This is a genomic window from Rubritalea tangerina (genome assembly GCF_042683245.1).
Classification (GTDB): domain Bacteria; phylum Verrucomicrobiota; class Verrucomicrobiia; order Verrucomicrobiales; family Akkermansiaceae; genus Rubritalea; species Rubritalea tangerina.
The window spans coordinates 34,653-48,715 of record NZ_JBHUJB010000049.1 but is presented as its reverse complement, the minus strand read 5'-3'; the positions used below and the strand labels follow the sequence as shown (position 1 = coordinate 48,715).

General features: G+C 48.4%; 11 protein-coding genes. 3 read left to right on the top strand and 8 right to left on the bottom strand.

Features of this window, described 5'->3' with window-relative positions; genetic code table 11:
• Positions 1-21 precede the first annotated feature (21 nt).
• From ACFSW8_RS12190 to ACFSW8_RS12180, 3 genes are read right to left on the bottom strand one after another with little or no spacing between them, the layout of a single operon-like run.
• Positions 22-777, bottom strand: a complete 756-nt coding sequence (locus ACFSW8_RS12190; protein WP_377089558.1) for an RluA family pseudouridine synthase — start codon at positions 775-777, stop codon at positions 22-24.
• Between the two features lie 4 nt (positions 778-781).
• Entirely contained in the window at positions 782-1,204 is a 423-nt protein-coding gene (locus ACFSW8_RS12185) for a secondary thiamine-phosphate synthase enzyme YjbQ (RefSeq protein ID WP_377089557.1), read from the bottom strand.
• Positions 1,204-2,040 (bottom strand): PPK2 family polyphosphate kinase, encoded by an 837-nt coding sequence (locus ACFSW8_RS12180; RefSeq protein ID WP_377178352.1) that lies wholly within the window; start codon positions 2,038-2,040, stop codon positions 1,204-1,206. The genes ACFSW8_RS12185 and ACFSW8_RS12180 overlap by 1 nt, the downstream gene beginning before the upstream one ends.
• A gap of 112 nt (positions 2,041-2,152) precedes the next feature.
• Here ACFSW8_RS12180 and ACFSW8_RS12175 point away from each other — a divergent pair, with 112 nt between their 5' ends.
• Both ACFSW8_RS12175 and ppk1 read left to right on the top strand, forming a co-directional pair.
• Positions 2,153-3,712, top strand: coding sequence for a Ppx/GppA phosphatase family protein (locus ACFSW8_RS12175; protein ID WP_377178350.1), 1,560 nt, complete (start codon positions 2,153-2,155; stop codon positions 3,710-3,712).
• An 11-nt stretch (positions 3,713-3,723) separates the two neighbouring features.
• Positions 3,724-5,829: a polyphosphate kinase 1 gene (gene ppk1, locus ACFSW8_RS12170; RefSeq protein ID WP_377089554.1), complete on the top strand. Its 2,106-nt coding sequence runs from the start codon at positions 3,724-3,726 to the stop codon at positions 5,827-5,829.
• Between the two features lie 17 nt (positions 5,830-5,846).
• Here the strand turns inward: ppk1 and ACFSW8_RS12165 are convergent, their stop codons facing one another.
• The 4 genes from ACFSW8_RS12165 to ACFSW8_RS12150 form a co-directional block, all read right to left on the bottom strand.
• Positions 5,847-7,688 carry an SLC13 family permease gene (locus ACFSW8_RS12165; protein ID WP_377089552.1) on the bottom strand — a complete coding sequence of 614 codons (1,842 nt, stop codon included), beginning with the start codon at positions 7,686-7,688 and terminating at the stop codon, positions 5,847-5,849.
• 77 nt (positions 7,689-7,765) lie between these two features.
• A complete protein-coding gene (locus tag ACFSW8_RS12160; protein ID WP_377089551.1) occupies positions 7,766-8,119 on the bottom strand; it encodes an arsenate reductase family protein in 354 nt (117 codons plus the stop codon).
• A 38-nt stretch (positions 8,120-8,157) separates the two neighbouring features.
• The gene (infA, locus tag ACFSW8_RS12155; RefSeq protein WP_377178376.1) at positions 8,158-8,469 is read right to left on the bottom strand and encodes a translation initiation factor IF-1; all 312 of its coding nucleotides are present in this window, start codon (positions 8,467-8,469) and stop codon (positions 8,158-8,160) included.
• Positions 8,470-8,799: 330 nt separating this feature from the next.
• Positions 8,800-10,209, bottom strand: coding sequence for a tetratricopeptide repeat protein (locus ACFSW8_RS12150; protein WP_377089548.1), 1,410 nt, complete (start codon positions 10,207-10,209; stop codon positions 8,800-8,802).
• A gap of 184 nt (positions 10,210-10,393) precedes the next feature.
• Between ACFSW8_RS12150 and ACFSW8_RS12145 the strand changes: the two genes are divergently transcribed.
• Entirely contained in the window at positions 10,394-11,620 is a 1,227-nt protein-coding gene (locus ACFSW8_RS12145) for a saccharopine dehydrogenase family protein (protein WP_377089547.1), read from the top strand.
• A gap of 175 nt (positions 11,621-11,795) precedes the next feature.
• On the opposite strand, the gene ACFSW8_RS12140 is transcribed toward ACFSW8_RS12145, so the two are convergent.
• On the bottom strand, positions 11,796-14,006 hold the full coding sequence (locus ACFSW8_RS12140; RefSeq protein ID WP_377089546.1) for a hypothetical protein: 2,211 nt from the start codon (positions 14,004-14,006) through the stop codon (positions 11,796-11,798).
• Positions 14,007-14,063 lie beyond the last annotated feature (57 nt).

The following is a 14,063-nucleotide window of genomic DNA, read 5'->3' as shown; positions in this document are numbered from 1 at the left end:
AACCTAGCAAATCACACTATCTCACGCACCAAAAAAGACATGCAAATCCTCAGCCATAGGTGTCGCCCAATCATATGCCACTTCCTCATTGCGTAATGCCATCTCAGCGGCATGCAATGCATGGCGCCTCATTAACAATTGCTGCTCCATGCTCTCATCCCAGCCCGACTCGATAAAACGCAAATAACAAGTCTCGTCCTCACCATAAATCTTATCCCCCACCAATGGATAACCTAAATAGGACGCGTGCACACGTATTTGATGCATCCGCCCAGTCTCTGGAATCACCCGTAACCGAGACACCTTACGCCCTCGCACCATACGCCTAGCCACGACTTCAAAATGCGTTCGGCACTCCCTCCCACCAGGATGCACCATCTGCTTCACCCAGATCGCAGAATGCTCTACCTCCCCCCTTCTCCGAATAGGGGCATCAACTAAAATTTCATCCCAATCTGGCCAACCAAAACAAATCGCGTCGTATTGCTTCGCAAACTGGCGCCTCTCCATCGCCCGTCCAAACATCCTCGCCGCCGATTTATTCTTAGCGACAATCACGACACCACTCGTCTCTCGGTCTAAACGATTAATGATCGACAATTTAGCTCCATTGGCAATTTCGTAGCTCAGGAGTTCTTCGATACCACCTAACAATGTAGGTTCACTTTTCTTGCCTGTCGGGTGAACAATCAGTGGCGCTGATTTATCCACGACTATCCAGTCGTCACTCTCAGCAACCACTCGAAAGCCAACTTTTACATCAATTGGGTCCGGCATATACCTAGCGCTCGCCCATTACAGTTACAACTACCCTCCTGTGGTGCACTGCTCTGCGATGCTCGAAGAGAAATATCCCCTGCCATGTGCCTAACATCATTCTACCCTCGTTCACTGGAATCACCTCACTACTTCGCGTCAACGCCATCCGAATATGAGATGGCATGTCGTCAGCGCCTTCATAGGTATGAATAAAGTAATCAGTATCCTCGGGCACTAACTTATCAAAAAACATCTCCAAATCTCTTCTAGCACTTGGGTCCGCATTTTCCATCAATACCAAACTAGCACTCGTATGCTTTACAAACACAGTCACCGTACCATTGCGAAGTCCAGATTCACGTACCACCTCAGCAACCTCATGTGAAATCTCATATGTCCCCTTTCCACGAGTCGTAAACTCAAGCTCTCTTATATCTACTATCATCACTCAATTACCATGTCTTCTGGTTTCCACTTCACCTCCGGAAACTTCATGTCTAACTCCCTCAAGGCATTGATCATAATCTGTGCCACTACTAAATTTCGGTACCATTTTCTATCTGCAGGAACAATATGCCAAGGAGCATAATCAGTAGACGTCCTAGATAGGAGGTCACTATACGCCTCCATGAACTCCCCCCAGCGCTTCCTATCCGCTAGATCTTCAGGCTCAAATTTCCACAACTTAGCTGGATCATCCAAGCGCGCTTGCAACCGCTCACCTTGCTCCTCTTTAGATATGTTCAGAAAAATCTTCACAATCTTCGTCCCCTCATCTGCCAACATTTTCTCAAAATCAATCACATGCCTATACCTATTCTTCCATACTTGCTCCGGGAATAGCCTTTTAACACGCACCGCAATGATATCCTCATAATGACTCCTGTTAAACACAGCGATCATCCCCTTCTGAGGCACAGCCTTGTGAATACGCCATAAAAAATCGTAAGAGAGCTCCTCCTCATGTGGCGCCTTAAATGCTTTTACATGCACCCCTTGTGGGTCCATCGATGAAAAAACTTTCTTAGCACAGCCATCCTTCCCCCCTGCGTCCATCGCCTGAATCACAACTAACACCTTATGCTTACCTTCTGCAAATAGCTGGTTTTGCAACGCCTTCAACTCTGCCAACTTCTCATGCAGCAAATCAGAATGCTCGGCCTTCACACCACTCACCCATAAACCCTTATCGGAGGAATCTAACATATTTAAATCAATGACCTGTCCGGGCTCAACCCGGTACCTCGTACTCGCTTCATCAATCAACATACCTGTGATCATCTCTTCTAGCGGATCTAAAACTCAAGAGAAAATTCTAGCATCACAATTTCGTCACATATTCGCTTCACATTCTTGATTGCATCAAGCTTCAGCACCACTCATATTCACCCCTATGAGTTCTGACCCACTTACCATTCCCCCCTCACCACATGTAAGTGCCACCATTCATATTGGAGCGAGCTCAATCTCACTTCTCATTTTCCACGAAATCAGTCCAGGATCCGTGGAGCCAATCGACTTCCTCGAACAATCCGTCCCCATCGCCCACGATGTCTTCAGTAGAGGAAAATTAACACGCTCAACCGTCGAACGTTGCGTCACCATCCTGACAAGATACAAACAAAGTATCGCAGAACTAGCAGGGTCTCCAGAAGCACCAACTATCCGAGTCGTCGCTACTAACATCCTCTCAGAGTCTACAAACAAAGAGATATTCCTCAACCGTATCCACATCAGCTGCGGACTCGATGTGGAAATCCTCGATGACGGTGAGATGACAAGACTCATCTACCTTAAGACCCGCAGACGCCTCAGCGACACCCCCTCTATGCGTTCGCTAAACACCCTCGTGGTGCATGTCGGCCCAGGGAACACTCGCGCCATACTCCTCCAAAAAGGTAGAATAACCTCCTATAGCAGCTATCGCATGGGCGTTCATCGCACAGGTGAAAATATTGCCAACAATGAACGGTCTAACTCATATCGAAAGAGCGTCCGCGCACAAATCAAAGGCCCACTGGATTCTTTAGTCGAAGAATTTAAAGATGCGGATATCGAACACATTGTTCTGATTGGTTACGAAATTCAGCTCATCCGTGACTTTATTAAACATCACAAAGACAAATCCTGCTCAGAACAAGCCCTCACAGACCTGTGCGATAAAGTTACTACAAAAGACGATGACGAAATCGTGCAAACCTATCGTGTCGATTACCAGACAGCTGAAGCCATTTTACCAGCTCTGGAAATAAACCTAGCCATAGTCAACGCCTTCGAAGCACGCCGCGTTCACATTCCCGAAAGTGACTATGAACAAGGTCTCCTTCACGACCTTAACATTACCCCTTCACTCTCAGGAGAATTCACCAAAGAAGTCATTCGCTCAGCCGAAAAGATTGCAAAAAAATACCGTGTCCACCTCCCCCACGCACGCCAAGTATCAAAACTCTCACTCCAACTCTTCGATCAGCTGCAAGACCTTCACAAGCTCAGCAACCATGACGCCCTCCTTCTCCATATTGCATCTATCCTCCACGAATGTGGTGGCTTCATCAGTAACAGAGCCCACCACAAACATTCCCAATACATCATCCTGAACTCAGAAATCTTTGGTCTCCCACGTGCTGATGTCGAAATGGTCGCCCTCATCACCCGTTACCATAGAAACTCCCTCCCCAAACCCAGTCACCCGATCTACAAAGATCTCAATATGCAAAATAGAATGCGCGTCTCAAAACTCGCTTCCCTCTTGCGTATCGCCGACGCCCTCGAACGCTCCCACACTAACAGAGTAACCGAACTAGAAATCCGTGTCTCGAGACGCCGACTCCATATCTACCTCCCGCGTGTCGCTGACGCACACACCGAACGACTCGCCATGAAGTCAAAAGGCGACCTCTTCGAAAATATTTTCGGACTCGAGATCAACCTCGTCGAAGATAAACTTAGCTAACTATTCCTGCCATGCCGTCAAACTACATCAATAGAGAACTCTCCTGGATCGAATTCAACCAACGCGTACTCAGTGAAGGCCAACGACATGATAAGGCATTGTTAGAACGCCTTAAATTCCTAGCAATATCCGCCTCTAACATGGATGAATTCTTCCAAGTTCGAGTGGGTGGTCTCACCTTATTGAAAAGTGCTGGATCACGAAAAAAAGATATTGCGGGCATGACACCAACACAGCAGCTCACCGCGATTCGAAAACGCATCAAAACCCAAGTCTCCGAGCAATACACCCTGCTCAATGAGGAGCTCCTGCCTGAGCTGGAACACAATGGCATCAAGATTTCCACCCCTAAAAAACTCCCCAAACACATCAAGGAACAAGTTTTCCAACGCTTCGAAGACAACATCTTTCCATTGCTCACCCCCCTCTCTTGTCAGGAAGTAGATGAAACACATCCGGCTCTGACCCTACCGGCGATGACGCTTGTCGTCGCCTGTCTGATGCGTGACGAAAACCTAAGCGAGCGACTCGCACTCATCCCCATTACCGAATCCGTTGACCGCTTTATCCAAGTCGAAGACCTTGGCATTCAATATGTGATTCCCGTAGAAGACGCAATAGCTAGCTTTGCCGGAACCATTTTCCCAGGCGAGTCCATCAGAGCACACACAGTATTCCGAATCACCCGCAACGGTGACATCGCTGTACAAGAAGAGGACGCCATCGACCTCGCCGGTGAAATGGAAGAAGTGCTCTCTGCCCGTAAAACCAGCAATACGGTACGTGTCGAAATGAGCGCCACCGGCTCAAGACTTCTCGAAAAAGAAGTGCTCAACCTTGCCCAAGCAAAGAGCGATCAAATCTTCCGCATCAACGGTCCACTCTGCCTCAGCGACTTCATGCAACTCGCTTTCATCTCTGGCTTCGAAGACCTCAAGGCTCCATCATGGGAACCCCAACCATCTACCTCGATCGACTTCCAAAACTCCATCTTCGACGAGATTTCCAAGAATGACATCCTCCTCTATCACCCATACCATAGCTTCGATCCTGTTCTCAGGTTGTTAGAAGAAGCCGCCAGCGACGAACAAGTCCTCGCAATCAAACAAGTACTCTACCGCACTGCAAAACATTCACGTATCATTGACGCTCTCATTCGAGCTGCCGAAAATGGTAAGCAAGTCACTGTCCTCGTAGAAATCAAAGCCCGCTTCGACGAAGCACGCAACCTCCACCGCGCTGAAGAACTCCAAAAAGCGGGCGTCCAAATCGTCTACGGAGTTAAAGGGCTCAAAACTCACGCCAAGATCACCCTAGTTGTTAGAAAAGAAACCAGTGGCCTAAGACGCTATTGCCACTTAGGTACTGGTAACTACAACGAGTCAACAGCACGCTTGTACACTGACGTCTCACTGCTCACCGCTAAAAGCTCCTTTGGGGCTGACGCCTCATTGGTCTTCAATGCTATCACTGGACGATCTAAACTTCTTCAGCCTCGCCACATCCTCCCGGCTCCAACCCATATGAAAAAGCGCCTCCTTGAGCTGATTGCAAGCGAAGCATCCCGTGCAAAGTCCGGAGAAAAAGCCTTCATCACGGCCAAAGTAAACTCACTGCAAGATAAAGATATCATTGATGCTCTCTATAAAGCCTCCAAAGCTGGAGTGAAAATCAAACTCAATATCCGAGGCATCTGCTGTCTCAAAACGGGGTCGCGCAAAGAGGCCAAAAATATCGAAGTCGTCTCAGTCATAGACTATTACCTTGAGCATGCCCGTATCTTCCAATTCCACCAAGGTGGAGACAACCTACTCTTTATCTCTTCTGCGGACTGGATGACTCGTAACCTCGAGAAGCGTGTCGAGTTGATGGTGCCAATCATTGATAAAAACCTAAAATCTCAGCTCATCGATATTTTAGAAGCAGCCTTCAAGGACAATCAACAAGCCCACCGAATCCTTGAAGATGGTTCCTCCTCCCGCATCACCCCTAAGGGTAAAAACAGCGCATTCCGCATGCAGGAATACCTCCAGAAAAAGGCTGCCAAAGCTGCCAAAGCAAAATCATACATGCGCACCACTACCTTTGAACCACACACCCCGACTGAGGAAGACTAACCGTCCATATTACCCCACTAAAATGGCCATAGCATCGGAATCAAGATGCTTGCTGTCAGCCATAATATAATGCTCAGCGGGAAGCCCACCTTGAAGAAGTCTCCAAATTTATACCCCCCAGCACCGTAAACAAATGTGTTGGTTTGATAGCCAATCGGTGTTGAGAAACTTGCGGATGCACCAAACATCACAGAGACCACAAACGGCCGAGCATCAACTCCCATCTGCAGGCCCACAAAAATGGCAAGTGGGGTCAACAAGGCCGCAACCGCATTGTTCGAAATCATCTCTGTGAGGATGTTCGACAACAAATAAAAGGCCGCCAACATAATGTAGGGCTTTAGGCCCGCATCCACAAACCCAATGCTATCAACCATCCCTACCACAGCCTTCGCTGTATTCTCAGCTAAGCCACTCTGCGACATCGCCATGCCTAGCCCCAACATCCCACAAATCATGAACACCACCTTCCACTCGATCGCTTGAAACGCCTCGTGTGGATCCAAACAACGCGTCACCAACACTCCAAAAGCGCAGCACATTGCCAATAAAACTGTGGGGACTGCTGGAATCCCAAAATTCCCCCCCAATGCACCAATAACTATGAATGCCGCTAAGGCCAACAATACAAATGGGGCCTTATGCGTCCGGCTCACTTGATGCTTCGGCTCACTCAAGTTGATGAAATCTTTCTGCTGGAACAAGCGCCGCATCTTTTCAGCAGGCCCTTGTACCAATAAAGTGTCACCAAAACGTAAACGCTCGTCTTCAAATCGCTCTCGTAGGTTCTCCCCCTTGCGGTGAACGGCGAGAATCAACACCCCAAAACGCTGGCGGAAATTAAGCTCCTTGAGATTCTTTCCTGCTAGGGATGACTCCGGCCCCAAGATGCCCTCCATCAATACAGCTGACTCAGTCCTTATATCTTCTAGACCTAACTTTTCCTCACCTCGTACATCGACGTCCGCCTTATCCTTGATTCCCATCAAGGCCTGAATATCGCCCTTGAAGACAATTTCATCCCCAGCTTCAAAGCGAATCTGTGGCAATGGGTCCTGTAAACGAATCCCATCCCTTCGTACTTCAATCACCCGGGCTTTCTTTAATCCCGCCAAGTCCGACTCAGGAAATAATTGCCCAGACAGTGGTGAGTCCTCTTTTACAAATGCATGGGTGATAAATTCACGGCTCGTTTCATTATCTATCAATGCCGCTAGTGTCGTCCGGTCCGGTAACAATTTCCTCCCAATCGTCACCAAATAAATAAACGTGATCACCACAAACGTAATACCCAATGGAGTGATCTCAAACATCGTAAATGGATCCATCACCTTATTGGCTATCCCCGCTGCCACCAAATTCGTTGAGGTCCCAATCACTGTCACAGTGCCACCCACGACCGCCGCATAGGACAATGGAATCAAAAACCTAGATGCCTTGTAATTCTTGCGCCGACATATCCCTAAAACAATCGGCATGAAAACAACCACCACCGGCGTGTTGTTTACAAAGCCAGACAAGCTCGACACCAACACTAGCATCACCACTAACATCCGCATCGGACTCTTGCCCGCCACACGCTCAAACCAGTTCCCCAGTGACTCAATCACCCCAGTCCTATCTAAGGCCGCACTTAAAATAAACATACAAGCCACGGTGATAGGCGCAGGATGCGCAAATACCTGTAAAGCATTGTTCTCAGCCCCAGGCGTCACCGACAATACCCCAGAAAACACACAAGCAACTAAACCACCAATAGCTACTAATTCCGCTGACAGCCATTCTTTGACGAAGGCCACAAAGACCACCACCATCAAGATCGCTAAAAATATTTGCTGACCGTTTTCGAAAAAATCCATCCAATTAAATTCCTAGCAGAATTCTCTAACTCCGCTAATAGCAAAATCTCACGAATTTACACCCGACACCTGACCACCTAGCCAAGCGCCTTTTGCCAATCAGCTTCCTTGAAACCAACCAGCGCACCAGTATCTAGGATGACAAATGGACGCTTTACCAAATTCCCACGACCAGCCAATAGCTCTAATGCCTCAGCTTCTGATAAGTTTGGTAATTTGTCTTTCATCCCCAACTCGCGGTAGTCTCCACCCGAGCTGTTAAAAAGCGCCTTCAACGAATATCCCGCTGCCAACGCTTTCTGAAATTCTTCAATACTCGGCGGAGTGTCGCGTATCGCCACCTCCTCAAATGCAACACCACGCTCGACTAACCACTTCTTAGCCTTACGACATGTGCCACAGTTCTTATAACTATAATACCTTACAGCCATGGGGTTTTTAGCCGAACTATTTTATAAATTGAGCCCAATTACCCAATGCGGAATGTGATACGTGCTTTTGTCGTATCGTATGGCGACATCTCCATACGCACTCTATCACCTACCACAAGACGAATGAATCGCTTACGCATCTTGCCAGAAATATGCGCCAAGACCTCGTGTCCACCAGGTAATTCTACCTTGAACATAGTACCAGCAAGAACGGTCTTGATTGTGCCTTCGATCTCTACCGCTTTGTCCTCGCGGTCATCCTCAGGCTTCTTCTTGAATCGACGGCCTTGGCCACCAGCGTTCTTTCTGTTTGGGCGTCGGTTGCCACCTCTTCTTGGTTTTCCTGCGATAACGTCTCCTTTGTTGCTTAATTAGTTGTAGTAGCTCGTATTTGAGCGAATACCACTTCGAGCGCGCATCTTCATTATTTCTCCAAAGTGCGCAACACTTATTTGTTCTTTATTATAGATTATTTTCCCCAAATGCAAAAGCTTCGAGCGATCCCGCCCGAAGCCTTCTCTTATTTGATGATCGCCCAAGAAACTCCCATGAGCCCCCAACATCTCACATCAATGGGAAACGCTCACCTCATCTACGCGAGCCTCCACCCCAGGCATGCAATCACGCTTCCAATAACACGAAAGGCAAACCCACTGAGCTTGCCCTTCGTCTTAGATGACCTAGCTGTACGATGATTCTACACGATTAGCCACATCGCGGTAGCCGTAATCGACTTCGTAAATCTGCTTGAAACACTCAAGCGCTTCGTCGGCTACTCCCATCTTTTCGTGGATCAAACCTTTTTCGTAAAGCACTTCCTTCTTCGTGCTGTCCATGGCGTGAAGGTCAGCAAGGGCATCCGCTAATTGCTTAATCGCCAAATCATGCATTTCCTTACCATCGAAGGCGCGTGCCAAAGTTAAGAGTACTCGAGTACGAATGTGTGGGTTCCGTGTCGCCTGCTGAAGGTGTGGAATCGCTTCGCTGTATTCACCAGCATTGTAAAGTGCAGCGCCCAATTCGTAACGCAGCTGCGGGTCCGTTGGGTTTTGCTCCACGCGTTTCTGAGCTTCTGCCACAGATTCTCTTGCACGAGACTGCCTCGCTTCAACCACCTGAGCTCGAAGAGCATCATTATTTGGATCTGCTTCTAGCTGAGCCTCCAACTCCTTGAGCTGCTCATTCGCTACGCGATCACCAATCTGGCCAGCCTTCAGCTTCAGAGCGGCGTCGCCATTGCTGATCTGGTACGCCCAATCGTAAAATGCATGCGCATCCTTCCAGTTCTCCATCTCCTCATAGAGCTGCGCAATTTGCTTCACCACTGCGAGATTGTTCTGGTCCTGCTGGTATTGTTGAATGAGTTGACCTAGCTTCTCAAGCTGTTGATCACGGGTCATCGCAGCTCGGTCAGCAGCTTCAAGTTCAGCCACTTGCGCAGCATCCTTTTTCAAATCGTCAAGGCTCTGAGCCTCTTCCCACTTCTGCTTTTTCATCGATGCGCGTGCAGAAGAATCCTTCGCTCCTTTCACGGCATCAATGTCGCCAGGATCTTGCTTCACAATGTCGTTAAAAACATCAGTCGCCTTGTCTGGCATGTCACGTAACAAATAGTGCTCCGCAAGCTTATGTAATAACTTGGTATTCTCCGGAGCCCCCTTGCGAACGGTCTCCAATGCAAATGCTGCAGTATCAAGAAGGTTCAAGCGCATTGCAGTATCAAAAAGAACATCATTGATCTGCGGGTCATAGGGGTCCTTTTCTAACTCTTTTTCGAGTTGAACTAAAGCACTCACAGGATCCTTCTTAGCTGCTGCGGCCAGCTTCATCGAAGAAACACCACCTGACAAAAGCGCTGTCATCCCACCACTCTTCTTTTTCTTGCCAGAGGCACTGGCAACCTGTGCCGCACACTTACGAGCCAACTGGCGCGCTTCCAAAAATCCAGGGGCATCCTTCAACACCGCATTTGCCAAGCTGATAGCGTAGGAGTGGTTCTGCATCTCCACTGCAGACAAGGCTTTCAACCAGAGAGTCTTTAGATTCTGTGGCAATTCTGCCTCGGTAATTTCAACGATTTGATCGCTCATTTAGGTAGTCTTTTTTAGGTTGGTAAAGGGTTTCATAGCACTGCTAGCGCCAAGATTTGCGACATCATGAACAAATCATCTATCATGGCAAGCTAAGGCTGAATTTTCCTGAAAAATTCTTACCCCTCTGCACTTTTTGCTGTAAAACCATCTATTTATCACCCAACTAAGCAGCCCATTCATTATGTCCAGTGTACTTATTATCGGAGCCGGTGGTGTGGGTTCAGTCGTGGCACACAAGTGCGCACAACTCCCTAACACCTTTACTGAAATCACTCTCGCATCACGTACCCTCAGCAAATGTGAGACCATCGCCGAAAGCGTCAACCAACGCTATCAGGTTCCTATTTCTACAGCCCAAGTCGATGCCGACAACGTCAGCGAAACTGTCGCATTAATCCAAAAGGTCCAACCAAGTCTCGTCATCAATGTCGCTCTCCCCTACCAAGACCTGCCACTCATGGATGCCTGTCTCGAGGCTGGAGTCCACTACCTCGACACCGCTAACTATGAACCACCCAATGAAGCAAAGTTCGAGTACCACTGGCAATGGGCATACCAAGAGCGCTTCGAAAAAGCAGGACTCAAAGCACTGCTGGGATCAGGGTTTGACCCAGGCGTGACCAATGTCTTCACAGCTTGGGCCCTCAAACACCACTTCGATGAAATCCACTACCTCGACATTGTTGACGTCAATGGCGGTGACCACGGACAAGCCTTCGCTACGAATTTTAATCCTGAGATCAATATCCGCGAAGTCACAGCCCCCTGCCGCCACTGGGAAGACGGTGCCTTTCAGGAAACGCCCGCCATGTCGACACACCAGAGTTTCACATGTCCCGAAGGCGTTGGAACCTATTCCATCTACCGCATGTATCATGAGGAAATGGAGTCACTCACCAAACACATCCCAACAATCAAACGAGCACAATTCTGGATGTCCTTCTCAGATAACTACATCAAACACCTCGAAGTGCTCCAAAATGTTGGAATGACCCGCATCGACGAAGTCGAATACAACGGACAAAAGATCATTCCCCTCCAGTTCCTCAAAGCAGTTCTCCCAGACCCCGGTGACCTAGGAAAAACCACCACTGGCCGAACATGTATCGGCTGCATCATTCGCGGCAACAGAAAGGGCAAAGAAAAGGCAATCTACGTATACAACATATGTAATCATGAAGCATGCTTCGAGGAAGTGGGATCCCAAGGAGTCTCATACACCACTGGTGTCCCAGCTATGATCGGCGCTAAACTCATGCTCGATGGTACTTGGACCTCCGAAGCTGGCGTCTGGAATATGGAACAAAATGATCCAGACCCCTTCATGGACGCCCTCAATCAGTACGGGCTCCCTTGGACCTGTGTCGAACTCACCCCTGAAGCTGCCAAATCACTCACGGTTACCTAATTCAGATAACTCCATTGACCTGCCTCTCCCGACACAGGCCATTCCCCCGGGAATGGCTGGCTGAAACTTTATGAGCTATCACCTGTAGCCCAAACTCACACGCCTATCAGAAAATAAAAATGCCGAGCACATCGCTCGGCATTTTTTTGTGTAATTAAACTCCCTACACCCGCGCCTATTGCGTCTTGATGTGGAACGTATTGTGAATTTCAGCACCTTCCTGCACCGAGACAGAACGGATGTAATCCATCCCCTTAGAAGCTTCTAACAACTTCTTCATAACTGGAATGGCTTCTTCGAAATCGCTTTGTTCACTCTCACTCATGAACTCTTCTGAGTGCTTCTCTAATTGGCTCAACCAATTTTCCCCCAGCTCAGTCAGAGGAGAAAAATTGAACTGCATCTCAGCCATCGGAGCCCCACTGGCTTCCTTCTCAAATGCCTTCGCCAATTCAACAGAAAAATCTGAAGAGGTCCCCAAAATGAATAGCTCATCACTCAGTGACACGTTCGGAATACAATTCTGATGCGTGAAAGGAATTTGGAAAGTCCAGCTAGTCAAGCCGTTTGACTCGCTCTTGAAGGGGCGCTGCATCGGGATATTCTCACCGAACATCTCACTAACTTGCTTGAGCGACTTTTCCGCTGTCGCATTGAGTGTTTCCCAGCTTGCTGCGAGTTTGCTGCGGTCCTCAACTGTACTCAGATAACTCAATCGTGGAAGCTTAGCCTCCTTCAGCGCCTCCTCAGGAATCATCGGCATCGTTGGCAACTCACCCCCAATATCCATCACAATCGCTGACTCACTGCCCAATCCTTGCACCATGTCGCCGCGTAGCGCGCCCCACACTTTGAGCAAGTCGGCTTTGAACATGTTGTCAAACATGTCAAAACCAGTCATGAATTCCTCAAAATCCGGATCCTCAAGCTTTAAGCCACTGGCTTGCTTCGCGAGTTGGTAAGTCACCGAACCAACAGAATCCAAGTACTGCAAGCCAAGTTCGGCCTGAGCCGAGTTGTTAACCCAATTCGCCGAAAAGAGCACTCCATCACCCTTCCCGACCTTGCTGAGCTGGCGCTTACTCTTAAGATCAGCTTGAGGAGCATTGCCTCCGTAATAGGTCTCAAACTTCAAACCTTGATCGAGGAAAGCCACAGAACCAAACCTCCCACCTCGGAAAGGTGCGTAGTAGTTCTTCTCTTTCACAATAAGATCTTTCAGCAGCGCCTCTAAAACTGCTGTATCACCATAAGCATCAGATTCCTGCAAGCCTGCAATCACCCCCTCAGCCATATCCTTGAACGATGCTTGGTAACGCACAAGCACCTCATAAACAGATTCACTCACATACAGAGCACTCACCAATTTCTGGTCAGCGTACTTCTGCGCAAATTGCATACCTTTATCCGCCAAGAAACTCTCTTGAGGAGTTTTGGAGAAAACCATCTGATCAACAGAAGATCCAAAGAACAACACAACGTAGTCCTCATGCGCTCCAGCCATCATCACAAAATCCTTTGACTTTGCTTTGTCCATGTATTGCTGGAAAGTCTCTTCACCCAACACCTCAATAGCCTCATCCGCCCCTTCTTTCTCAATCATCTTAACTAACAAGTCACCTTTGACGGTGAAGCCCATAAACCCATCCTGGTCGATCGGCTCAAGAACCTTCTCATCCTCGCCCTGTCCCTCCAATGCCATGCTTGCCAGCCCCTGAAGTTGAGCTACGTACTCAGTGCGCTTATCTGCATCGCTAACCTTGAAGCCAAGATACATCGGAGGCATCTTCGAAGCTTCAAATACCTTCAATGTCTTTGGGTCCTTTGCCCAATCTTTCAGATATTCTTCCTCATCGATGACCTCATCACTCCCAGACAATGTCATCCCAAAAATCTCAACCAATGAACGGAATTGATGAAAATTGCTAGCCATCGATGCCTTCAACAAATTCTCAGTTTGCTCGGCCGTGTCATCCCCCATCGCCATGAAAACCTCTTCTCCCGCAACATCTGCAAATTGCTGGAAACTTGGGTCAGATAAAAAATCTTCCAAACTTCCCCCCTCAGCTTCCATCATTTCCTCAATCCCTTGCCCCAAGGCTGAGCCTCTCAGCTGCTTGGCAATGCCAGCGCCATCGTAAAATGCCCAGAACGCATCCGCTCCCTTTGGCAAATACTGAGCAAAGCCCGCCGCTTTCGCCAACGCATCGATGCGGTCAACCTGAGGAGCTGGTGCCTCGGCCTCAGTTCCGGCCGGCTTTTGCACCTCTGCTGCCCCCTCTGGTAATGTCTCTTTAACAACTTCTTTAGAGCCCTTGTCACAGGATGTGAGCATCAACGAACTAGCAGCCACGATCGGCAAAATAAAATAGGTTCTTTGTTTCATATTGGTGTTTGAAAACTAGGCACCCCACATGGCTGACGCAATTCTAAAGTCTGACGT